At 64.5% G+C, this 18,883-nt stretch carries 21 protein-coding genes and 1 tRNA gene; 6 read left to right on the forward strand and 16 right to left on the reverse strand.

What is annotated here, in order from left to right; genetic code table 11:
* Positions 1-25 precede the first annotated feature (25 nt).
* A complete protein-coding gene (locus R5N89_RS05540; protein ID WP_110569723.1) occupies positions 26-901 on the reverse strand; it encodes a bestrophin family protein in 876 nt (291 codons plus the stop codon).
* A 240-nt stretch (positions 902-1,141) separates the two neighbouring features.
* Between R5N89_RS05540 and R5N89_RS05545 the strand changes: the two genes are divergently transcribed.
* Positions 1,142-2,257, forward strand: a complete 1,116-nt coding sequence (locus R5N89_RS05545; RefSeq protein WP_110569724.1) for an S-(hydroxymethyl)glutathione dehydrogenase/class III alcohol dehydrogenase — start codon at positions 1,142-1,144, stop codon at positions 2,255-2,257.
* A gap of 3 nt (positions 2,258-2,260) precedes the next feature.
* Positions 2,261-3,115, forward strand: coding sequence for an S-formylglutathione hydrolase (gene fghA / locus R5N89_RS05550; RefSeq protein WP_110569725.1), 855 nt, complete (start codon positions 2,261-2,263; stop codon positions 3,113-3,115).
* Between the two features lie 68 nt (positions 3,116-3,183).
* Here fghA and R5N89_RS05555 read toward each other — a convergent pair whose 3' ends face one another.
* The 11 genes from R5N89_RS05555 to R5N89_RS05605 form a co-directional block, all read right to left on the reverse strand.
* On the reverse strand, positions 3,184-3,603 hold the full coding sequence (locus R5N89_RS05555; protein ID WP_110569726.1) for a secondary thiamine-phosphate synthase enzyme YjbQ: 420 nt from the start codon (positions 3,601-3,603) through the stop codon (positions 3,184-3,186).
* Between the two features lie 19 nt (positions 3,604-3,622).
* The gene (trpS, locus tag R5N89_RS05560) at positions 3,623-4,618 is read right to left on the reverse strand and encodes a tryptophan--tRNA ligase (RefSeq protein ID WP_110569727.1); all 996 of its coding nucleotides are present in this window, start codon (positions 4,616-4,618) and stop codon (positions 3,623-3,625) included.
* 48 nt (positions 4,619-4,666) lie between these two features.
* Complete coding sequence (locus tag R5N89_RS05565; RefSeq protein WP_110569728.1) at positions 4,667-5,155, reverse strand: cytochrome c; 489 nt, start codon at positions 5,153-5,155, stop codon at positions 4,667-4,669.
* 73 nt (positions 5,156-5,228) lie between these two features.
* Positions 5,229-5,726 carry an FKBP-type peptidyl-prolyl cis-trans isomerase gene (locus R5N89_RS05570; RefSeq protein WP_110569729.1) on the reverse strand — a complete coding sequence of 166 codons (498 nt, stop codon included), beginning with the start codon at positions 5,724-5,726 and terminating at the stop codon, positions 5,229-5,231.
* Positions 5,727-5,773: 47 nt separating this feature from the next.
* Entirely contained in the window at positions 5,774-7,003 is a 1,230-nt protein-coding gene (locus R5N89_RS05575; RefSeq protein ID WP_110569730.1) for an argininosuccinate synthase, read from the reverse strand.
* 115 nt (positions 7,004-7,118) lie between these two features.
* Positions 7,119-8,360, reverse strand: coding sequence for a 23S rRNA (adenine(2503)-C(2))-methyltransferase RlmN (rlmN, locus tag R5N89_RS05580; protein WP_110569731.1), 1,242 nt, complete (start codon positions 8,358-8,360; stop codon positions 7,119-7,121).
* A 104-nt stretch (positions 8,361-8,464) separates the two neighbouring features.
* Positions 8,465-9,208 (reverse strand): TlyA family RNA methyltransferase, encoded by a 744-nt coding sequence (locus R5N89_RS05585; protein WP_110569732.1) that lies wholly within the window; start codon positions 9,206-9,208, stop codon positions 8,465-8,467.
* Between the two features lie 29 nt (positions 9,209-9,237).
* Positions 9,238-11,229, reverse strand: coding sequence for a 1-deoxy-D-xylulose-5-phosphate synthase (gene dxs, locus R5N89_RS05590; RefSeq protein ID WP_354680704.1), 1,992 nt, complete (start codon positions 11,227-11,229; stop codon positions 9,238-9,240).
* Positions 11,230-11,234: 5 nt separating this feature from the next.
* On the reverse strand, positions 11,235-12,122 hold the full coding sequence (locus R5N89_RS05595; protein ID WP_110568090.1) for a polyprenyl synthetase family protein: 888 nt from the start codon (positions 12,120-12,122) through the stop codon (positions 11,235-11,237).
* Positions 12,123-12,178: 56 nt separating this feature from the next.
* The gene (locus R5N89_RS05600; RefSeq protein WP_061271667.1) at positions 12,179-12,409 is read right to left on the reverse strand and encodes an exodeoxyribonuclease VII small subunit; all 231 of its coding nucleotides are present in this window, start codon (positions 12,407-12,409) and stop codon (positions 12,179-12,181) included.
* Between the two features lie 100 nt (positions 12,410-12,509).
* Entirely contained in the window at positions 12,510-12,776 is a 267-nt protein-coding gene (locus R5N89_RS05605; RefSeq protein WP_078524159.1) for a sulfurtransferase TusA family protein, read from the reverse strand.
* A 123-nt stretch (positions 12,777-12,899) separates the two neighbouring features.
* Here R5N89_RS05605 and R5N89_RS05610 point away from each other — a divergent pair, with 123 nt between their 5' ends.
* The gene (locus R5N89_RS05610; RefSeq protein WP_110568091.1) at positions 12,900-13,808 is read left to right on the forward strand and encodes an ROK family protein; all 909 of its coding nucleotides are present in this window, start codon (positions 12,900-12,902) and stop codon (positions 13,806-13,808) included.
* Between the two features lie 24 nt (positions 13,809-13,832).
* Here R5N89_RS05610 and R5N89_RS05615 read toward each other — a convergent pair whose 3' ends face one another.
* Together R5N89_RS05615 and R5N89_RS05620 are read right to left on the reverse strand one after the other, a co-directional pair.
* Entirely contained in the window at positions 13,833-14,597 is a 765-nt protein-coding gene (locus R5N89_RS05615) for an RlmE family RNA methyltransferase (protein ID WP_110568093.1), read from the reverse strand.
* Between the two features lie 12 nt (positions 14,598-14,609).
* Positions 14,610-15,740: a Ppx/GppA phosphatase family protein gene (locus tag R5N89_RS05620; RefSeq protein ID WP_110568095.1), complete on the reverse strand. Its 1,131-nt coding sequence runs from the start codon at positions 15,738-15,740 to the stop codon at positions 14,610-14,612.
* A gap of 168 nt (positions 15,741-15,908) precedes the next feature.
* Here R5N89_RS05620 and R5N89_RS05625 point away from each other — a divergent pair.
* Positions 15,909-15,982 (forward strand) — tRNA-Gln (locus R5N89_RS05625).
* 68 nt (positions 15,983-16,050) lie between these two features.
* Here the strand turns inward: R5N89_RS05625 and R5N89_RS05630 are convergent.
* Complete coding sequence (locus tag R5N89_RS05630) at positions 16,051-17,157, reverse strand: AbrB family transcriptional regulator (RefSeq protein WP_110568096.1); 1,107 nt, start codon at positions 17,155-17,157, stop codon at positions 16,051-16,053.
* Positions 17,158-17,354: 197 nt separating this feature from the next.
* Positions 17,355-18,083: an SDR family NAD(P)-dependent oxidoreductase gene (locus R5N89_RS05635; RefSeq protein ID WP_110568098.1), complete on the reverse strand. Its 729-nt coding sequence runs from the start codon at positions 18,081-18,083 to the stop codon at positions 17,355-17,357.
* Between the two features lie 217 nt (positions 18,084-18,300).
* Here R5N89_RS05635 and rpmI point away from each other — a divergent pair, with 217 nt between their 5' ends.
* Both rpmI and rplT read left to right on the forward strand, forming a co-directional pair.
* Positions 18,301-18,504: a 50S ribosomal protein L35 gene (rpmI, locus tag R5N89_RS05640; protein WP_007400447.1), complete on the forward strand. Its 204-nt coding sequence runs from the start codon at positions 18,301-18,303 to the stop codon at positions 18,502-18,504.
* Positions 18,505-18,518: 14 nt separating this feature from the next.
* Positions 18,519-18,875 carry a 50S ribosomal protein L20 gene (gene rplT / locus R5N89_RS05645; RefSeq protein ID WP_014104634.1) on the forward strand — a complete coding sequence of 119 codons (357 nt, stop codon included), beginning with the start codon at positions 18,519-18,521 and terminating at the stop codon, positions 18,873-18,875.
* Positions 18,876-18,883 lie beyond the last annotated feature (8 nt).

Below are 18,883 nucleotides of genomic sequence, written 5' to 3' on the forward strand. Positions count from 1 at the left end.
CTTGAGGCGCTTGCACCGCGCGGCTTCAGCCCTGAACGCCCCTGACCGGGGCCAGCGGCGGCGGCGCGGGCAGCCCGCAGGACTGCATGAGGTCGATCTCGATGGTGCGCGATATGGTCAGCATGGGCATGCCGTGCGGCGTTGAGCCAAAGGGGTCCTGCAAATCGCTGCCGATCTTGTCGAGCGCCACGAACAGAAGCCCCACGAGCGATGAGCCGAGCGGCGTGATCCACCCCAGCGTCTGCACCATGGAAAGCGGCAGGATGATGCAGAACACCGCCGCCACCACCTTGGGCAGAACCGAGAACTGGATGGCCAGCGGCGTGTTGCGGATGCGCTCGAGCCCGCCCTGCGCATTGCTCATGTCAGACAGGATGCGGTCGATCTGGCCCTGCAGCGCGCCATCAATATCCATCCTGCGGCATTCCGCCTCCACCCGCAGCCCGATCTGGAACAGGATGGCGGCGGGAATGTTGGCGCGGCCTTCGATGCCGGGCTTCATGGAATCAGGCAAAAGGCGCAGCACGTCATCAATGTCATCAAGCCGGCCGAGCGCGCTGCGCAGCGCGTAGGGGTAGGCGGCCATGGCGCAGGCCAGATCCGGGCAGCCGCGCAGGATGGTGCCCGCCTGCCGCGCAAACGAGCGGCTGTTATTGGTCACGGCCCCCCACAGGGTGCGCCCCTCCCACCAGCGGTTATAGGCGGTGTTGTTGCGAAAGCTCATGAACAGTACCAGCGCCGAGCCGATGAGCGATATGGGCAGGGTGGGCTGTTCCATCCATTCCTGATGGAAGATCTGGAACATTACAACCACGACCACATCCCACGCACAGAGCAGCACGAGCGAGAGCAGGCTCTCGCGCATGAGGATCCACAAGCCGATTTTGCGATTGATGACCATATGGCGTTCCCGGACCGTTTGAAAAAAAGCGGGGTGCTGCTGCCAGCCCCGCTTTCGCGCTTATCACATCCAGCGCCCGGCAGGGCAGCATGGCATGGCGCGTGGCATCATTTGTTACGCAGAGAGCTTAACGCTTTCCTGACCGGGCGACATTGACGTGCCGCGCCCCAATGCCCTTAATCGTTGCGAAGATGTACGGGCCCTGCTGCCTGTAACGCATGTTAAGGAAAGACTGCTTCAATGGATGTAAGGGCCGCCGTTGCCTTCGAGGCTGGCAAACCGCTTGAAATCGAGACCGTGCAGCTCGAGGGCCCGCGTGAGGGCGAGGTGCTGGTGGAAATCATGGCCACCGGCCTGTGCCATACCGACAAGTTCACCCTCTCGGGTGCTGACCCGGAGGGGCTGTTCCCCGCCATTCTGGGTCACGAAGGGGCAGGGGTCGTGCGCGAGGTCGGCCCCGGCGTGCGCCATCTGAAGCCCGGCGACCACGTGATCCCGCTCTACACGCCGGAATGCCGGGAGTGTAAATCCTGCCTCTCGCGCAAGACCAACCTGTGCACGGCCATCCGCACGACACAGGGCAAGGGGCTGATGCCTGATGGCACGTCGCGCTTTTCGTTCAAAGGGCAGCCGATCCATCACTACATGGGCTGCTCCACCTTCGCCAACTTCACCGTGCTGCCCGAGATCGCACTGGCCAAGATCCGGCCCGATGCCCCGTTTGACAAGGTGTTCTACATTGGCTGCGGCGTGACCACCGGCATCGGCGCCGTGCTGTTTACCGCCAAGGTCGAGGCAGGGGCCACGGTGGCCGTGTTCGGGCTGGGTGGCATCGGGCTGAACGTGATCCAGGGGGCGAAGATGGTTGGCGCCGATCGGATCATCGGCATCGACATCAACCCCGAGCGCGAGGCCATTGGCCGCAAATTCGGCATGACCGATTTCATCAACCCCAAAGATCTTGGCCCCGATGGCGACCTTGTCGGCCATATCGTGGAACTGACCGGCGGCGGGGTGGATTACTCGTTTGAATGTGTGGGCAACCCCACGCTCATGCGCCAGGCGCTGGAATGCGCGCATCGCGGCTGGGGGGTCTCGACCGTCATCGGCGTGGCAGGTGCAGGGCAGGAGATCAGCACGCGTCCCTTCCAGCTCGTGACCGGGCGGCGGTGGATCGGCTCGGCCTTTGGTGGCGCGCGCGGGCGCACCGACGTGCCGCGCATTGTAGACTGGTTCATGGAAAACCGCATCGACATTGACAGCCTGATTACCCACAGGCTGCCGCTCGAGCGCATCAATGAGGGCTTCGACATGATGGCGAAGGGCGAAAGCATCCGCACGGTTGTGGAGTTCTGATCCATGAGCAAGATCACAACCCTTGAGGAACACGCAACCTGCGGCGGGCAGGTCGGTTTTTACAGCCATCCCTCCACCACGCTGGGGCTGGAGGCGCGTTTTGGCGCGTTCCTGCCCGCCCGCGCGCTGGCGGGCGAGAAGGTGCCGGTGCTGTTCGTGCTGGCCGGCCTGACCTGCACGCAGGAGACCTTTCTCATCAAATCAAACGCCGTGCGCTTTGCTGCCGAGCACGGGCTGGCGCTGGTCGCCCCCGATACCTCGCCACGCGGCGCTGGCGTGCCGGGCGAGGACGAGACATACGACCTTGGCACCGGGGCCGGTTTCTACCTTGATGCCACCACGCCAGCATGGCGGACGCATTACCGCATGGGCAGTTATATCGATACGGAACTGCCGCAACTGGTGCAGGAGCATTTTGCCGTTGATGGCGCGCGACGTGGCATCATGGGGCATTCCATGGGCGGGCATGGCGCGCTGGTGCATGCGCTCACGGCGCCCCAGGAATGGAAGTCCGTCTCGGCCTTTGCCCCGATCTGCCACCCGGCCATCGTGCCGTGGGGCGAGAAGGCGTTTGCCGCCTATCTTGGCCCGGACCGCAAGGCCTGGGCGCGGCATGATGCGACGCTGCTGCTTGAAGCAGGTCATACCCACCCCACCACCATCCTGATCGATCAGGGTGCGGCGGATCAGTTCCTGCACAATCAGCTCAGGCCCGACCTGCTGCGCGTGGCGGCAGGTGCTGCGGGGCAGGGGCTACAGTTGCGCGAGCATGCGGGGTATGACCACTCCTACTGGTTCATCCAGTCTTTCGTGGCGGAGCATATCAAGCATCATGCCGCGATTTTGGGTGCGCTCTGAATTGCTGTAGGATTCAAAAGAAACGCCGCCTTTTGAAAAAAGGCGGCATCCAAAAATTTTTACGCTTTTCATTCACCCATCAGGTGCAGCACGATCTCGCGCCGGTGGGGGCGGGCGCGGTGCTCGAACAGGTATAACCCCTGCCATGTGCCCAGAACCGGCCTGCCACTGGCCACGGGGATGGAAAGCTGCGTGTTGGTGAGCATGGCGCGCAGATGGGCGGGCATGTCATCCGGGCCTTCATCATCATGGATGTAGCGACCGGGCTGCTCGGGCACGAGGGCCTCGAAATACCGCTCTATGTCCGTGCGCACGGTCGGGTCGGCATTTTCCTGCACGCATAGCGATGCGGAGGTATGGCGGCACCACAGGGTGAGCAGGCCGGTTTCAATGCCGCTGTCGCGCACCCAGGCCAGCACCGGCCGGTCGATCGGAACCAGCCCCTTGCCCCGCGTGCTCACCTGAAGGCTGTGCAGTTCCTGGCGCATGGGGCGGTTCCTTTCGGGTTTATTTCAGGAAGCCGATCAGTGCCTCGGCTTCCGATACGATGGGCTCGGCAATGACGCGGGCGCGGTTGGCTCCTTCGCGCAGGGTGTCGCACAGGAAGCCGGGTTCCCTGAGCAGGCGCTCCGTCTCGGCGGCGATGGGGCAGACAGCGCCTACCACCACCTCGGTCAGCGCCGCCTTGAACGGGCCAAAGCCCTGGCCGCCAAACTGCCGGAGCACATCCGTAACGGGCATATCGGCCAGAGTGGCATATATGGTGACAAGATTGCGGGCCTCGGGCCGGTTTTCAAGGCCTGCTTCCTCTGATGGCAGGGCTTCGGAATCGCTTTTGGCGCGCTTGATCTTGTTGGCGATGGTATCGGCATCATCCGTCATCTCGATCCGGCTCTGGGCGGAGGGATCGGATTTGGACATTTTCTTGGTGCCATCGCGCAGGCTCATCACGCGCGCGCCCTGCGGCGGAATGAGGGCCTCGACCTGCGGGAAGAACTCCACCCCGTAATCATGGTTGAATTTCTGGGCAATGTCGTTGGTCAGTTCAAGGTGCTGCTTCTGGTCTTCGCCCACCGGCACCGCCGTGGCCCTGTAGGCCAGGATGTCGGCTGCCATGAGGTCGGGATAGACATACAGCCCTGCGGAATGCTTCTCGCGGTCCTTGCCCGCCTTGTCCTTGAACTGGGTCATGCGGTTGAGCCAGCCCAGGCGCGCAACACAGTTGAAAATCCACCCCAGCCGGGCATGCGCGCTGACAGCGGACTGGTTGAACAGGATATGCTTCTGCACATCAATGCCCGAGGCCAGCAGCACGGCGGTCTGGGCCAGTGTCTGCTGGCGCAGGGTGGCGGGGTCCTGCCATGTGGTGATGGCGTGCATGTCCACCAGGCAGAAGATGCACTCATGGTCGCGCTGGAGCGCAACCCAGTTGCGTATCGCGCCCAGGTAGTTGCCAAGCTGCGGGATACCGGTCGGCTGAATGCCGGAAAACAGGCGTTGCATAAAAGTATTTTCCGTTTATTTGCCCGCGCCGGTCAAGGTGCGCGGTGGTCAGGGCAGGGGGTGGATTGCATCAAGGCGGCGGCGTTCATCCGCCACCATGCTGCTGCTCAGGGGGTGGGCGCGCTCACGCGCCACCTCGGCTGCGGTAAAGACCGGGGCGGGGTGGGTGTCGCCGCGCGTGGCCAGATAGCTGAGGATGGAGGCGATCTCCTCATCCGACAGATGGGCGCGGAAGGACGGCATGAAGAAGTTGTAGGGCACGCCATCGATCTTCAGCGGGCCATTCAGCCCGTTCAGCAACACATGCATGAGGTACTGCCTGCCCTCGGGCGAGGTGGCGATCCTGTCCACGCGGCCGGTAATGGGCGGGATCTCGCCCTTCAGCCCTTCACCGCCGTGGTGGCAGATGCCGCAATTGGTGCGGTAGCGCGCATAGCCTTCCTGCCCGTGGCGCGTGCAGGCGGCCAGCAGCGCCACGGCGGCCAGCATGCAGCCTCCGCGCAGTACGGACGCCATGCGCCCGGTAGCAATACCCATGTCGGTTGTCCGGTTCCTGTCCCATCATGTGAAAAGAGCCACCCACCCGGCGGATGAATGGCTCTTTCAGGGCTTAACGACCGCCGGGCGAGACGCCTAGCAGCTGGATCTTGAAAATCAGCGGGCTATCCGGCTGGATGATGCCCATTGATTTGTGGCCATAGCCAAGTTCAGGCGGCACGTACAGCATCCACGTATCGCCCACATGCATCTTGGGCACGGCTTCCTGCCAGCCCTTGATCACCATTTCCAGCGGCATCTGCATATACGCGCCGTGGCCATGCTGGTCGGAGCTGTCAAAGATGCCACCATCGGGCAGGCGGCCTTCATAGATCACCATCACGCTGTCATTGATGGTGGGCTGCGCCCCATCCTTAGGGCCGGACTGGAGCACTTTGTAGGCCAGCCCGTCGGGCAGGGTCTGGACACCGGGCTGCTTGCGCACGTTGTCCATGAACTGCGCCGGGGTCAGTTCCGGCTGGTCATCCTTGTTTCCGCCGCCACAGGCCGCAAGTGGCACCGCCACCACGGCTGCGGCAAGAAGGGGAATGACACGGGAAAAGCGTTTCATGACACCTCGGCAGGCTGTTGAAGGGATGAAAGAAGGGGCGCAGGCGATCAGAGCGCGCCACCACGGCGGCCAATCTTGGCGCCAAGCCGCAGGCGCAGCGCGTTGAGCTTGATGAAGCCCTGCGCATCGGCCTGGTTATACGCACCCTGATCGTCCTCGAAGGTGACGACGCGGGTATCATACAGGCTGTTGGGGCTTTCACGGCCCACGCAGATCACGTTGCCCTTGTACAGCTTCAGCCGCACGCGGCCCGATACGGAATGCTGGCTGCGGTCGATCAGCGCCTGCAGCATGTGCCGCTCGGGCGAGAACCACAGGCCGTTATAGATCACCTCGGCATAGCGCGGCATCAGGCTGTCCTTGAGGTGCATGGCCTCGCGGTCGAGCGTGATGCTCTCGATGCTGCGGTGCGCGGTCAGCAGGATCGTGCCACCCGGCGTTTCGTAAATGCCGCGCGACTTCATGCCCACGAAGCGGTTTTCCACCAGGTCGAGGCGGCCAATGCCGTTGTCGCGGCCGAGTTCGTTCAGGCGCGTGAGCAGCGTTGCGGGTGACATGGCCACGCCGTTGATGGCCACCGGGTCGCCGGATACGAAATCGATGGTGATTTCGGTTGCCTTGTCGGGGGCTGCCTCGGGCGAGATGGTGCGCTGGAACACGATCTCATCGGGGCCGACCGCCGGGTCTTCAAGCAGCTTGCCTTCCGATGAGGAGTGCAGCAGGTTCGCATCGACCGAGAAGGGGGCCTCGCCGCGCTTGTCCTTGGCGATGGGGATCTGGTGCTCTTCAGCGAATGAGAGCAGGCGCGTGCGCGAGGTCAGGTCCCATTCGCGCCAGGGCGCGATCACGGTGATGTCGGGCTTGAGCGCGTAATAGGCCAGTTCGAAGCGCACCTGGTCATTGCCCTTGCCGGTGGCGCCATGGGCCACGGCATCGGCGCCGACCTGCTCGGCAATCTCGATCTGGCGCTGGGCGATCAGCGGGCGGGCGATGGAGGTGCCCAGCAGGTACTGCCCTTCATACAGCGCATTGGCGCGGAACATGGGGAAGACGAAATCTTTTACGAAGGTCTCGCGCAGATCCTCGACAAAGATTTCCTTCACGCCAAACATCTCGGCCTTGCGGCGGGCGGGCTCAAGTTCCTCGCCCTGGCCAAGATCGGCAGTGAAGGTCACGACTTCACAGTTATAGGTGGTCTGCAACCAGCGCAGAATCACGGAAGTATCAAGACCGCCCGAATACGCGAGAACGACCTTTTTGACATCCTTGGCGGCCATGGGAGAACGCTCCTGTCGACAAAACGTTTGACAATACTTTGCCGGGAAAACCGGCGGCCTGCCCTCCTAGCATCCCACGCTGCGGGCGACCAGAAGCGAAAGGCGGATTTTTACGTCATTCCACCGGATCGGGCGCGTCATCAGGGCGGGCGGCGCGGCGCAGGCGCTGGCTTTCGGTGCGCAACTGCCCGCAGGCGGCCAGAATGTCGCGCCCGCGCGGCATGCGGATGGGCGAGGCGAAGCCCGCATCCATCACGATATTCGCAAACTTCTCCAACTGCTCGCGCGTGGAGGGTTTGTAGCTGCTGCCTGGCCACGGGTTGAACGGAATGAGGTTGACCTTGGCCGGAATGCCCGAGATCAGCCGCACGAGTTCACGCGCATCGGCCTCGCTGTCATTGATGCCGCGCAGCATGATGTATTCAAACGTGATGCGGCGCGCATTGCTGGCGGCGGGGTAGCGGCGGCAGGCGGCAATGACTTCCTTGATCGGATACTTGCGGTTGAGCGGCACGATCTCGTCGCGCAGGTCATCGCGCACGGCATGGAGCGACACGGCAAGGTTAATGCCAAGCTCGGCCCCGCACTGGTCCATCATCGGCACCACGCCGGATGTGGAGAGCGTGATGCGCCGGCGCGAAAGGCCGATGCCCTCGCCATCCATGATGATGCGCATCGCCTTGGCCACGTTGTCGTAATTGTAGAGCGGCTCGCCCATGCCCATCAGCACGATGGTCGAGAGCAGGCGCGGCGTGTCGCCCTTGGGGCTGGGCCATTCGCCATAGCTGTCACGCGCGGCCATGAACTGGCCCACGATCTCGGCAGCGCCAAGGTTGCGCACCAGCGCCTGCGTGCCGGTATGGCAGAAGGTGCATGACAGCGTGCAGCCCACCTGCGAGGAAATACACACCGCACCCCGGTCTTCCTGCCGGTCGGGGATGTAGACGGTTTCCGCCTCCTGCCCATCACGGAAGCGGAAAAGGAATTTGCGCGTGGAATCCTGCGAGGTCTGCTCCGTCACCACGCCGGGGCGGCCGATGACAAAGCGCTCGGCCAGCTTTTCCTGCAGGGGGCGGGCAATCGAACTCATGCGCGAGAAATCGGTGGCGCCCTGGTGGTAGATCCAGTGCCACAACTGCTTGGTGCGGAATGGCTTTTCGCCAATCTCGACCATGATCTCGGTCAGTTCCTCGCGCGACAGGCCCACAAGGTCTCGCCTGCCATCGGGCAGGGCTGCGGTGGGCGGCGCGAACTGGGCGGATTTGGCCCGGATGCGCGTGCGCTCCGCATCATCAAGGAGCGAGGCCGCCGTCCCGTCACGTAACCGGGAAGGGGAAGTTGCGGGGGCTGCGGACATACCGGGGCTGCCTCTGTTTTTCATGTCATGCGTAAGGGGAGGGGCATTGCATCCCGCTCATGCGGCCTGTGTATCACAGCCGGGGCCGTGGATGCGACTGCCGATCAGCCGTCCTTGCGGGCCGCGATCAGAAATTCCCGGTTGCCTTCCGGCCCGGTGATGGGGCTGGCATCAATGCCCAGCACGGTCCAGCCCGGCAGGTCAGCCCACCAGTCGCGTATCATCGCGCACACGGCCTCATGCACCGCCGGGTCGCGCACCACGCCCTTGGGGCCAACCGCATCGCGCCCGGCCTCGAACTGCGGCTTGATCAGCGCAATGGCCCAGGCGCCGGGCACGCACAGGTCAAGCCCTGCGGGCAGTACCGTGCGCAGGCCAATGAAGCTGGCATCACATACCAGCGCGCCAATGGGGTCGGGGATGATCGTGGCATCGAGCGCGCGGGCATTGCATTTTTCCAGCACCACGACCTGCTCGGTATTGCTGCGCAGCTTCCACGCAAGCTGTCCGTGGCCAACATCGACCGCATAGACCTTTGCAGCCCCTTCATGCAGCAGCACGTCGGTAAAACCGCCGGTCGATGCTCCCACGTCAAGACAGGTCAGGCCAGTAGGCGAGAGGCCGAAATGCTCCAGCCCGTGCGCCAGCTTGATCCCCCCGCGCGAGACCCACGGGTGGTCCTGCCCCTTGAGCGCAAGCGGTGCGTCTTCGGGCAACTGGTCGCCCGCCTTGGCAATGCGCCGGTCGGATGTATAGACCAGCCCCGCCATGATGAGGGCCTGCGCCCGGGTGCGGCTTTCCACCAGTCCCCGGTCCACAAGCATCTGGTCAACGCGTCGTTTTGCCATGAGCGGTACTACCCCGACCGGCCCGCAGCTCAGGCCATCTGCCGTGACTGCGGCACGCCAAGGGCGGAGAGCGCGGTCGCCACGATGGCGGGCGCATCCAGCCCGGCCTCATGGTACTGGGCTTCCTGGCTGTTATGATCGATGAAGCGGTCGGGCAGTGTCATGGGGCGGAAGCGCACGCGGTCGAGCAGGCCGGTTTTTGCCAGATGCGTCATGACAAAGGAACCGAATCCGCCAACCGAGCCTTCCTCGATGGTGATCAGCACCGCATGGTTGCGCGCGAGCTGCTCGATCAGCGCCGTGTCGAGCGGCTTGGCGAAGCGGGCATCGGCCACGGTGGGGGAAAGCCCCTGGGCGGCCAGCATGTCAGCGGCCTTGAGCGCGTCGGCCAGCCTCGGCCCGAGCGAGAGGATGGCGATGCCGCCCTGCTCGGGGCCGGACTGGCGCGCCATCTCGCGCACGATTCGCCCGCGCCCGATCTCGAGGATCTGGCCCGCCGCCGGCAGGTCCAGCCCCAGCCCCGCGCCGCGCGGGTAGCGCAGGCCAAGCGGGCCTTCGTCAAACGCGATCGCGGTGGCGGTCATGTTCAGCAGTTCAAGCTCGTCGCTCGGCGCCATGAGCGTGATGCCGGGCAGGCAGCCCAGATAGGCGATGTCAAACGCACCGGCATGGGTCGCGCCATCAGCGCCGACCAGCCCCGCGCGGTCGATGGCGAAGCGCACCGGCAGCTTCTGCAGCACGACGTCATGCATCACCTGGTCATAGGCGCGCTGCAGGAAGGTGGAATAGATGGCGCAGAACGGGCGCAGTCCCTCGGTGGCCATGCCGGCGGCAAAGGTCACGGCGTGCTGCTCGGCAATGCCCACGTCAAAGAAGCGGTCGGGATAGGCCTTGGCGAACTTGTCGAGCCCGGTGCCCGAGGGCATGGCGGCGGTGATGGTGACGATCTTGTCGTCAGTCGCCGCCTGGCGCACGAGTTCCTTGGCAAACACCGAGGTATAGCTCGGCGGGCCGGACGGGCCCTTCTTCTGCTCGCCGGTGACCACGTTGAACTTCGAGACGGCGTGGTATTTGTCGCCAGCCGATTCGGCCGGGCTGTAGCCGTGGCCCTTTTCGGTGATGACATGCAGCAGCACGGGGCCGACATCCTCGGCATCGCGCAGGTTGCGCAGGATGTGCACGAGCTGGTTCATGTCATGCCCGTCAACGGGGCCGACATAATAGAAGCCGAGTTCCTCGAACAAAGTGCCGCCGGTCATGATGCCGCGGGCGTATTCATCGGCCTTCTTGGCGGTGCGCTCGAGGCGGCCGGGCAGGCGCTTGGCCATCTTGGCGGCGAGTTCACGCAGGGACAGGAACTTGCGCGAGGACATCAGCCGCGACAGGTAGCTCGACATCGCGCCCACGGGCGGCGCGATCGACATCTCGTTATCGTTGAGCACCACGATCAGGCGCTCGGCGCCGGGGCCGCAATGCGAGGCGTTGTTCATCGCCTCATACGCCATGCCCGCCGAGATCGAGCCATCGCCGATCACCGCAATCACGTTGCGCTCGCGGTAGGAGGGGTCTTCCTCCGCGCGCAGGTGATGGGCGACGGCCATGCCGAGGCCCGCCGAGATGGAGGTGGAGGAATGCGCCGCGCCAAACGGGTCGTATTCGCTCTCGCTGCGCCGCGTGAAGCCCGAAAGCCCGCCCGGCTGGCGCAGGGTGCGGATGCGGTCGCGCCGCCCGGTCAGGATCTTGTGGGGGTAGGTCTGGTGGCCCACATCCCAGATCACGCGGTCGGCGGGGGTGTCGAACACGGCATGCAGCGCCACCGTGAGCTCAACCACGCCAAGGGAGGCGCCAAGATGGCCGCCGGTGGTGGACACGGTATCGATCGTCTCCGACCGCAGTTCCTCCGCAAGCTGCTTGAGCTGCTCGACCGAGAGGTTGCGCATGTCGTGCGGCCACTGCACCCGGTCAAGCTGGGCATAGCGCCCAAGGGTGGGGATGGGGGAGGACGTGTTGCTCTCGCTCATGTCGATCAGTTCCTGCGCTCGACCACGTAATGCACCAGGTCGCGCAGGCGATCAGCCTCGGGCCCGAAGATGTCGATATGGGATTCGGCCTGCGCGGCCACGCGCCGCGCCTCACGCGCGGCCCCCTCCACGCCCAGCAGGGCGACATAGGTGGATTTGCCAGCTGCCTCGTCCTTGCCTGCGGTCTTGCCGAGTTCCTCGGCGCTGGCGGTGGCGTCGAGCACGTCATCGGCAATCTGGAAGGCGGCGCCAAGGTCGCGGCCATAGGCCGAGATGCGCTTGCGCACGTCATCGCTGGCCTGGCCGAGGATGGCCCCGGCCTCGGCGGCGTAACGGATCAGGCAGCCGGTCTTGAGCGCGTGCAGGCGGGCGACTTCCTCAAGCGACAGGGCGCGGCCTTCGCCTTCCATGTCGATCATCTGGCCACCCACCATGCCAGCCGCGCCCGAGGCATCGGCCAGCGCGCGCACGAGATTGATGCGCACTTCAGCGGAAGCATGCGTGAGCGGATTGGCCAGGATGTCGAACGACATGGTCTGCAGCGCGTCACCGGCGAGGATGGCGGTGGCCTCATCGAACTTGCGGTGGGTGGAAGGCTGGCCACGGCGCAGGTCGTCATCATCCATGGCGGGCAGGTCGTCATGCACCAGGGAATAGGCGTGCAGCATCTCGACCGAGGCCGCGACACGGTCGGCCGCCTCGGTGCTGGCCTTGAACAGGCTGGCCACTTCGGCCACCAGGTAGCCACGCAGGCGCTTGCCGCCGCCAAGGGTGGCATAGCGCATGGCATCGATCAGGCGGGCCTCGCCGCCTTCCACGCGCGGGAGCAGGCGGTCGATCATCGCCTCGATGGCGGTGGCGCGCGCGGACATGGATGCACGCAGACGGACCATGCGATCCGTTCCGTCTGTTTGGGACGAGGGTGCTGTTGTTTGGCTCATCTGGTGCATCAATCCATTGGTTTCGCTTCCAGCGCGCCATCGGCACGCTGGACAATCGCCTGAACGCGGGCCTCGGCCTCGTCCAGTTTCTTCTGACAGTACTGTCGCAGGGCGGCGCCACGCTCATAGGCCGTGATCGCGTCTTCCAGCCGCAGCTGGCCGACCTCAAGCTGGCGCACGATGGCTTCAAGTTCGGCCAGAGCCTCCTCGAAGGAAAGGTTGGTCAGGTCATCGGTCATGTGGGCGCGGCACTTCCTGAAATAACGGGGCTGGCGGAGGCCTTACATCCTTGAAGGCCCTCCTGCCAAGGGGACAACGCGTTTTACGGCATTTTGGAGTCTATGCCGAGGCCGGTGGCGTGGCGGGGGCGGGCGTTGCGTCGGGCCTGCGGCGGATGACGAAGGAAAGCGTGCCGCCTTCCTCGCCAAAAGCGATGAGGGCATGGCCCGTTTCGCGGCAGAAAGCCTGGAAATCCGCAACCGAGGCCCGGTCGGTCGCGATCACGCGCAGCCGCGCGCCGGGTGGCAGCCCGCGCAGCATGCGGTTGGCCTTGAGCACGGGCAGGGGGCAGGTCAGGCCGCGCGCGTCTAGCAGGATTTCACTCATGGGTGGCCATGCCTCCTTGGTGGTTGGCAGCTATGCCCTTGCATCAGGGTTTGATGTTGCGTGCAGGTACGATCATAAAAGCAAATGCGCCACTGATAAAACATGATGAAAGAAAGACTCCGGATGGCCGACTATCGTATTGGAATTGATTTTGGCGGTACCAAGATCGAAATAACCGCCCTCGGCATGGATGGTGCCGAGCTGCTGCGCCGCCGTATTGCCAATCCTGGCAACTACCCCGCGGCCATCGAGGCCATGTGCGACCTGATCCGGGGTGTTGATCAGGAACTCGGGGGCACCGGCACGGTTGGAATCGGCATTCCCGGCTCCATCAGCCCCGATACGGGCGTGATCAAGAACGCCAATGCCACGTGGCTCAACAACCAGCCCCTGATCGTTGACATGACGGCAGCCCTCGGGCGCGAGGTGCGCATCGAGAATGATGCGAACTGCTTTGCGCTGTCAGAGGCGATTGATGGCGCGGGGGCGGGTCATCACAGCGTGTTTGGCGTGATCATCGGCACCGGCATGGGCGCAGGCATCGTAGTCGACCAGAAGCTGCTGATCGGGCATAACCATATTGCGGGGGAATGGGGGCATGTGCCGCTGCCCTGGCCGCGCATTGAGGAATTCCCCATGCCCAAGTGTTTCTGCGGCAATGAGGGCTGCATGGAGCGCTTTCTCAGTGGCTCGGCGCTGGCGCAGGACTGGAAAGGTCCCGGCCACCGCAGCGCTGCCCATATCGAGCAGGAGGCCGAGGCAGGCGACCTGACCGCCATCGGCGCGCTCGACCGCTACATGGACCGCATGGCCCGCGCCTGCGCCATGGCCATCAATTTCATGGACCCCGACATCATCGTGCTGGGCGGCGGCGTATCGAACCTTGATTCGATCTATGAGCGCGTGCCCCGCCTCATGCGGCGTTATGTCATCACCCCCAACTGCACCACGCCCATCGTGCGTAACAAGCATGGCGACAGTTCCGGCGTGCGGGGCGCTGCATGGCTGTGGGATGACCATCACGCGGCATGATGGCCCGCCGGGGGGAGGGTGGCTTCAGCCTTCCCCTTCGCCATCAAGGCCACGAAAGCCGGTGGCCACCACGTAAAGCTCGCTGGATTCCTTGCGGCTCGCGGGGGGCTTGGCGTGGCGCACCTGCGTGAACAGGCGCTTGAGTTCAGCCAGCATCTGCTTTTCCGATCCGCCCTGAAATACCTTGGCCACGAACGCGCCGCCGGGGGCGAGAATGCGCGTGGCGAAATCCAGCGCGAGTTCGGCCAGGCCAATGATGCGCAGGTGATCGGTCGGCGCATGGCCCGTGGTGTTGGGCGCCATGTCGGACATGACCACGTCGGCCCGCCCGCCAAGCAGGTCCGTCAGGCGGTCTGGCATGTCGGGGTCATTGAAATCCCCTTCGATAATGGTCGCGCCCGGCACCGGATCGACCGGCAGCAGGTCCACGCCCACCACCTCGGCCGCGCCACGCTTGACTGCCACCTGCGTCCAGCCGCCCGGCGCCGCGCCAAGATCGACGACGCGCGTGCCCGGCGTAATCAGGTGAAAACGGTCATCGAGTTCGATCAGCTTGAAGGCCGCGCGTGAGCGCCAGCCCTGCTTCTGGGCGGCCTGCACGTAGGGGTCGTTGAGCTGGCGCTGCAGCCAGCGGTGCTGGGCGGTCGTGCGCCCGCGTGCCTTCTTTACGGTTACGGTCTTGGTGCGGTTGGACTGGGCGGCCTGGCCGTCGCTTGCGCTGTCACCGCCGGGGGTGAGACTGCTGGTACGGGCCTTGCCCGGAATGCGGGTGGTGGAACGCTGCTTCATGACGGGACGCGGTCAGGGACTGACCTGGTGCTCCAAACGATTGTACAGGGAAAAGGAAGGTGGCGCGGTGGCTGGGGCCGCCTGTCGCCTGCGGTCGCCAATCATGCGTAAAAGCAGGCCGTCGCGCAATCCCCGGTCGGCCACGGTCACTTCCGGCATGGGCCATGTGGTGACGATGGCCTCGAATATGGCGCAGCCCGGCAGGATGTAGCGCGCACGCTCCGCCCCGATGATGGGGTTGCGCACCAGCCCTTCCAGCCCGCCGGCGCGCAGGGTGTCGATCATGCTCAGGGCGCGGGGCACGGACAGGGCGGAGCCATCAATGCTGGCCCGGTCGTAACGGTCCTGGCCCAGGGCAAGGCTGGCCAGCGTGGTTACGGTGCCGCTGGTGCCCAGCAGCATGACATTCTGGCGCGCGATTTCACGCGCAATGCAGTGCACGTCGTCAAAGCCGCGCAGCACGTCGCTGATTTCGGATACGACGCCGTGGTAGCCCTGGTCGGTAAAGATGTCGGCGCCATGGCGCTCGGCCAGGGTCATGATGCCCACCGGCAGGCTGACATAGCCCGACAGGTCATGCCGCCCGGCCTCGCGGTCGATGCGCGCCCAGGCGATCTCGGTCGAGCCGCCGCCAATATCGAACAATAGCCCGCGGCTGGTGCCCGCGCGCCCGCCCTGCAGCAGGGAGGTGCACGCCGCAAGGGCAAGCTCGGCCTCCTCCCGCGCGGAAATGACGGATATGTCGAGCCCGGTCTCGTGCAGCACGCGGCCGATGAACTCCATGCCATTGGCCGCCCGCCTGCAGGCTTCGGTGGCGATGGCGCGGTGGCCATGCAGGTCATACAGCCCCATGCGCGCCACACAGGCCTGAAGGGCGGTCAGGGTACGCTCCATGGCGGCATCGGCCAGCTGGCCCGAATGGTGCAGCCCTTCGCCAAGGCGCACGGCGCGGCTGAAACTGTCGATCACGCGCAGACCGTGCTCGCCCGCGCGGGCAATGAGCAGGCGGCAGTTATGGGTGCCAAGGTCAATGGCAGCATAAAGCGGCGCGCGCATGAAGCGGCGGTGCATGGCGGGCGGGCGGGGTGCAATCCCTGCCGGCTGGCGTATATTTGCACTGGGCGGCTGCTGGACCATGTTCATCCCAAACCCGTTTGACGGCCAAGGTATTACCTATTGTGTTGAGTGTTCTGCATGAAACGCAAGACAAAAGAGAAAAGTTTATAAAAAAGCGTGGCAGGGGGTTGCGTGCCCCGGAGCAGGCGGGTATATGCCTGATCACCGCAGCGCATCGCGCCGCTCTCTCCTTGCTGGGGGATAGTTTAGCGGTAGAACTACCGGCTCTGACCCGGTCAGCCCTGGTTCGAATCCAGGTCCCCCAGCCAAAAATTTCCTTAAAAATCGACCAATATCAACAGTCTGCTTCCGGCAGGGCTGTCTTTTGTGCTTTCCGCTACCGCTCCACCCACCGGCTGAGCGTGCGGGCGAGTAGCGGGCCGGTAAACAGCACGAGCACGAAGCGCACGGTCTGCATGGCCATGACGAAGGGCATGTCAACGCCGGGCGTGGTGGCCGCGATGATGGCCACGGTATCCTCACCGCCCGGACTGGTGGCCAGATAGGCGGTCAGCAGCGAGACATGCTTGAAACGGGCGAGCACAAGCGCCATTGCCCCGCAGCCTGCAATCATCAGCGCGATGGCCATCAGGATATAAGGGAGCGCGCGGGCGGCATAATGCAGCGTGGCGCGCGTAAAGCGCAGGCCGATGCCCCAGCCCAGCACTGCATAACCGGCAGCAAGAAACCACGGTGGCAGCTCGATCGAGAGCAGGCCCATATCCTGCAGTCCCGTTGCAATGATAAGCGGCAGCATGAGCGCGCCTGCTGACAGCCGTACTACATGTGCCAGGCATACACCGATCACGATGACGCCAATCGTCTCGCCAAAGGCGGGCCAGGATGCGGGCATCGCCCAGAATGCACTTGCGCCGTCAGCAGTCGTGACCGGGGTTGTGCTGCGCGCCATGGTCGTAGTCGCTATGGCAACGGCGGCGGCCCGGAAATACTGCATGAAAGCGACAAGCCGCATATCCGCGCCATAAGCCTGCGACATCAGCGTCATGACCGTGGCAGCACCCGGCGAGGCCCCCCATAGCGCCGTGCTGCCGGGCAGAACCTTCCACCGCGCCAGGCAGAAGCCGATCAGGGTGCACAGAACGATCACGCACATGACCCCGCCGAGGAAAAGGGGTCCCTCGCCAATCACCTTGGAAAAGATCCTGACCTGCAGGCTGCAGGCGATCATGCACCCCACAATGCCCTGCGCCAGCAAAAAGGCCGGGCCAGGAATGGGGAGATGGGCCTCGTTGACCGCCAGCGCCACGGCAGCGAACATCGGGCCGATCAGGATGGCGGCGGGCAGGTGCATGGCATGTAGCGGAACGGTAAAGGCAACCGACAGGGCAAGCAGGCAGCACCACTTCACGCCTATGTTGCCATTACGGAACGAAAAGGGTCTGGCGGGAGGCTTCTGGGCAGGGGCGGGCGTTGTGTCTGGCATGGAATATCTCGATCGGACGCAGGCGGGCATCAATGCCACGTTTCATCCTGCCCGGATACGGTTTCGCAGCGCGGCGCGCGCGAATGGCTGACCCTTCCGCAAGGAATGGCTTCACGGGCGGGAGCGGGGCGTGGCCGTGCGTGATCGGTGTCGGGGCCGGGCGGCATGGTCGTGCCGCCCGGGTCTTCAAGGGTGGTTCAGGCCGTGATGCCGCCATCGGTCGTCAGCGCCGAGCCAGTAATGAAGCTGGCCTGCGGGCTGGCAAGGAACGAGACCACGGTGGCGATGTCGCTCACCTGCCCGTATTCCTTGTGGCACATGAAGCTGCGCAGCAGGTCGGCCGCTGGCCCGGTGGCGGGGTTCATGTCGGTGTCGATCGGGCCGGGCTGGACCACGTTGATGGTGATGCCGCGCGGGCCAAGGTCACGCGCCGCCCCACGGGCAAACCCGTTCAGCGCCGCCTTGGAGGCTGAATAGAGCGAAATGCCGGGGAAGGGGGAGCGATCGGCAAAGGCCGAGCCGATCAGGATGATGCGGCCGCCCTTGGTCATGTGGCGCGAGGCCTCGATGGCCTCGATCATCACGGCGCGCACGTTCAGGCCCAGCACGGCATCAACCTGCGCGTCGGTCATCTCGCTCACGTCGCCATGGGGGTAGACGCCCGCATTGCACACCAGCGCGTCGATGCGGCCAAGATCACGCACCACGCGCTGGATCGCCGCGCGGTTGCCATTGCCTTCGCCATCGCAGCAGATGGCCATGGCGCGGCGGCCCATGGCGCGGATTTCGGCCACGGTTGCCTCGGCGGCCTTCTCGTTGCGGGCGTAGGAGATGGCAATGTCATACCCGTCACCCGCCAGTGCCCTGGCAATGCCTGCGCCAATGCCGCGGCTGCCGCCGGTTACGTAGGCTACGCGTTGGGTCATTGTGTTTTCCTCCTGATTTATTATGTGCTTTTCCCTCCTACAGCATGGGGCGGGCAGGGGAAAGGACGGCTCAGGCCATCAAGGGGGTTGATCGGGCCTGTCAGGTTGTCTATAGCCTGCCTGTTCGCGCGTCCGGGCCTGTAGGGCATGCCCGGCCGCAATGGCGTTCTTGCCTGTAACAGGGCAGGGCGCAGCCTTTAACCTTAAGGAGAAGCAAATGCCCAAGATGAAGACCAAGTCTTCGGTCAAGAAGCGGTTCAAGATCACCGCCACCGGCAAGGTGCTGGCAGGGCCCGGCAACAAGCGCCACGGCCTGATCAACCGCTCGCAGAAAATGAAGCGCACGAACCGTGGTTCGCAGGTGCTGACGGAAATGGACGGCCGCACTGTAAAGCAGTGGGCCCCCTACGGCCTGGCATAAGGAGCACCTGAGATATGGCACGTGTAAAACGCGGCGTAACGACGCTCGCCCGTCACAAGAAGGTTCTGGCAGCTTCCAAGGGCTTCCGGGGTCGTTCCTCCACCAATTACCGCATCGCGCTGGAACGCCTGGAAAAGTCGCTCCAGTACGCCTACCGCGATCGCCGCAACAAGAAGCGTGAGTTCCGCGCCCTGTGGATCCAGCGTATCAACGCTGCGGTGCGCGAGCATGGCCTGACCTACAGCCGCTTCATCAACGGCCTGGACAAGGCTGGTATCGAGATCGACCGCAAGGTTCTCGCCGCCATCGCCTATGACGACGCGGCAACCTTTGCCGAGATCGTGAAGAAGGCCCAGGCCGCTCTGGCCTGATCCCTGTT

This window comes from Komagataeibacter sucrofermentans DSM 15973, assembly GCF_040581405.1.
GTDB classification, from domain to species: Bacteria; Pseudomonadota; Alphaproteobacteria; order Acetobacterales; family Acetobacteraceae; genus Komagataeibacter; species Komagataeibacter sucrofermentans.

Bases quoted from the DNA above. Each gene is read 5' to 3' on its own strand.
- R5N89_RS05540 (WP_110569723.1), bottom strand. From the start codon at position 901: ATGGTCATCAATCGCAAAATCGGCTTGTGGATCCTCATGCGCGAGAGC.
- R5N89_RS05545 (WP_110569724.1), top strand. From the start codon at position 1,142: ATGGATGTAAGGGCCGCCGTTGCCTTCGAGGCTGGCAAACCGCTTGAA.
- fghA (WP_110569725.1), top strand. From the start codon at position 2,261: ATGAGCAAGATCACAACCCTTGAGGAACACGCAACCTGCGGCGGGCAG.
- R5N89_RS05555 (WP_110569726.1), bottom strand. From the start codon at position 3,603: ATGCGCCAGGAACTGCACAGCCTTCAGGTGAGCACGCGGGGCAAGGGG.
- trpS (WP_110569727.1), bottom strand. From the start codon at position 4,618: ATGCAACGCCTGTTTTCCGGCATTCAGCCGACCGGTATCCCGCAGCTT.
- R5N89_RS05565 (WP_110569728.1), bottom strand. From the start codon at position 5,155: ATGGGTATTGCTACCGGGCGCATGGCGTCCGTACTGCGCGGAGGCTGC.
- R5N89_RS05570 (WP_110569729.1), bottom strand. From the start codon at position 5,726: ATGAAACGCTTTTCCCGTGTCATTCCCCTTCTTGCCGCAGCCGTGGTG.
- R5N89_RS05575 (WP_110569730.1), bottom strand. From the start codon at position 7,003: ATGGCCGCCAAGGATGTCAAAAAGGTCGTTCTCGCGTATTCGGGCGGT.
- rlmN (WP_110569731.1), bottom strand. From the start codon at position 8,360: ATGTCCGCAGCCCCCGCAACTTCCCCTTCCCGGTTACGTGACGGGACG.
- R5N89_RS05585 (WP_110569732.1), bottom strand. From the start codon at position 9,208: ATGGCAAAACGACGCGTTGACCAGATGCTTGTGGACCGGGGACTGGTG.
- dxs (WP_354680704.1), bottom strand. From the start codon at position 11,229: ATGAGCGAGAGCAACACGTCCTCCCCCATCCCCACCCTTGGGCGCTAT.
- R5N89_RS05595 (WP_110568090.1), bottom strand. From the start codon at position 12,122: ATGGTCCGTCTGCGTGCATCCATGTCCGCGCGCGCCACCGCCATCGAG.
- R5N89_RS05600 (WP_061271667.1), bottom strand. From the start codon at position 12,409: ATGACCGATGACCTGACCAACCTTTCCTTCGAGGAGGCTCTGGCCGAA.
- R5N89_RS05605 (WP_078524159.1), bottom strand. From the start codon at position 12,776: ATGAGTGAAATCCTGCTAGACGCGCGCGGCCTGACCTGCCCCCTGCCC.
- R5N89_RS05610 (WP_110568091.1), top strand. From the start codon at position 12,900: ATGGCCGACTATCGTATTGGAATTGATTTTGGCGGTACCAAGATCGAA.
- R5N89_RS05615 (WP_110568093.1), bottom strand. From the start codon at position 14,597: ATGAAGCAGCGTTCCACCACCCGCATTCCGGGCAAGGCCCGTACCAGC.
- R5N89_RS05620 (WP_110568095.1), bottom strand. From the start codon at position 15,740: ATGAACATGGTCCAGCAGCCGCCCAGTGCAAATATACGCCAGCCGGCA.
- R5N89_RS05630 (WP_110568096.1), bottom strand. From the start codon at position 17,157: ATGCCAGACACAACGCCCGCCCCTGCCCAGAAGCCTCCCGCCAGACCC.
- R5N89_RS05635 (WP_110568098.1), bottom strand. From the start codon at position 18,083: ATGACCCAACGCGTAGCCTACGTAACCGGCGGCAGCCGCGGCATTGGC.
- rpmI (WP_007400447.1), top strand. From the start codon at position 18,301: ATGCCCAAGATGAAGACCAAGTCTTCGGTCAAGAAGCGGTTCAAGATC.
- rplT (WP_014104634.1), top strand. From the start codon at position 18,519: ATGGCACGTGTAAAACGCGGCGTAACGACGCTCGCCCGTCACAAGAAG.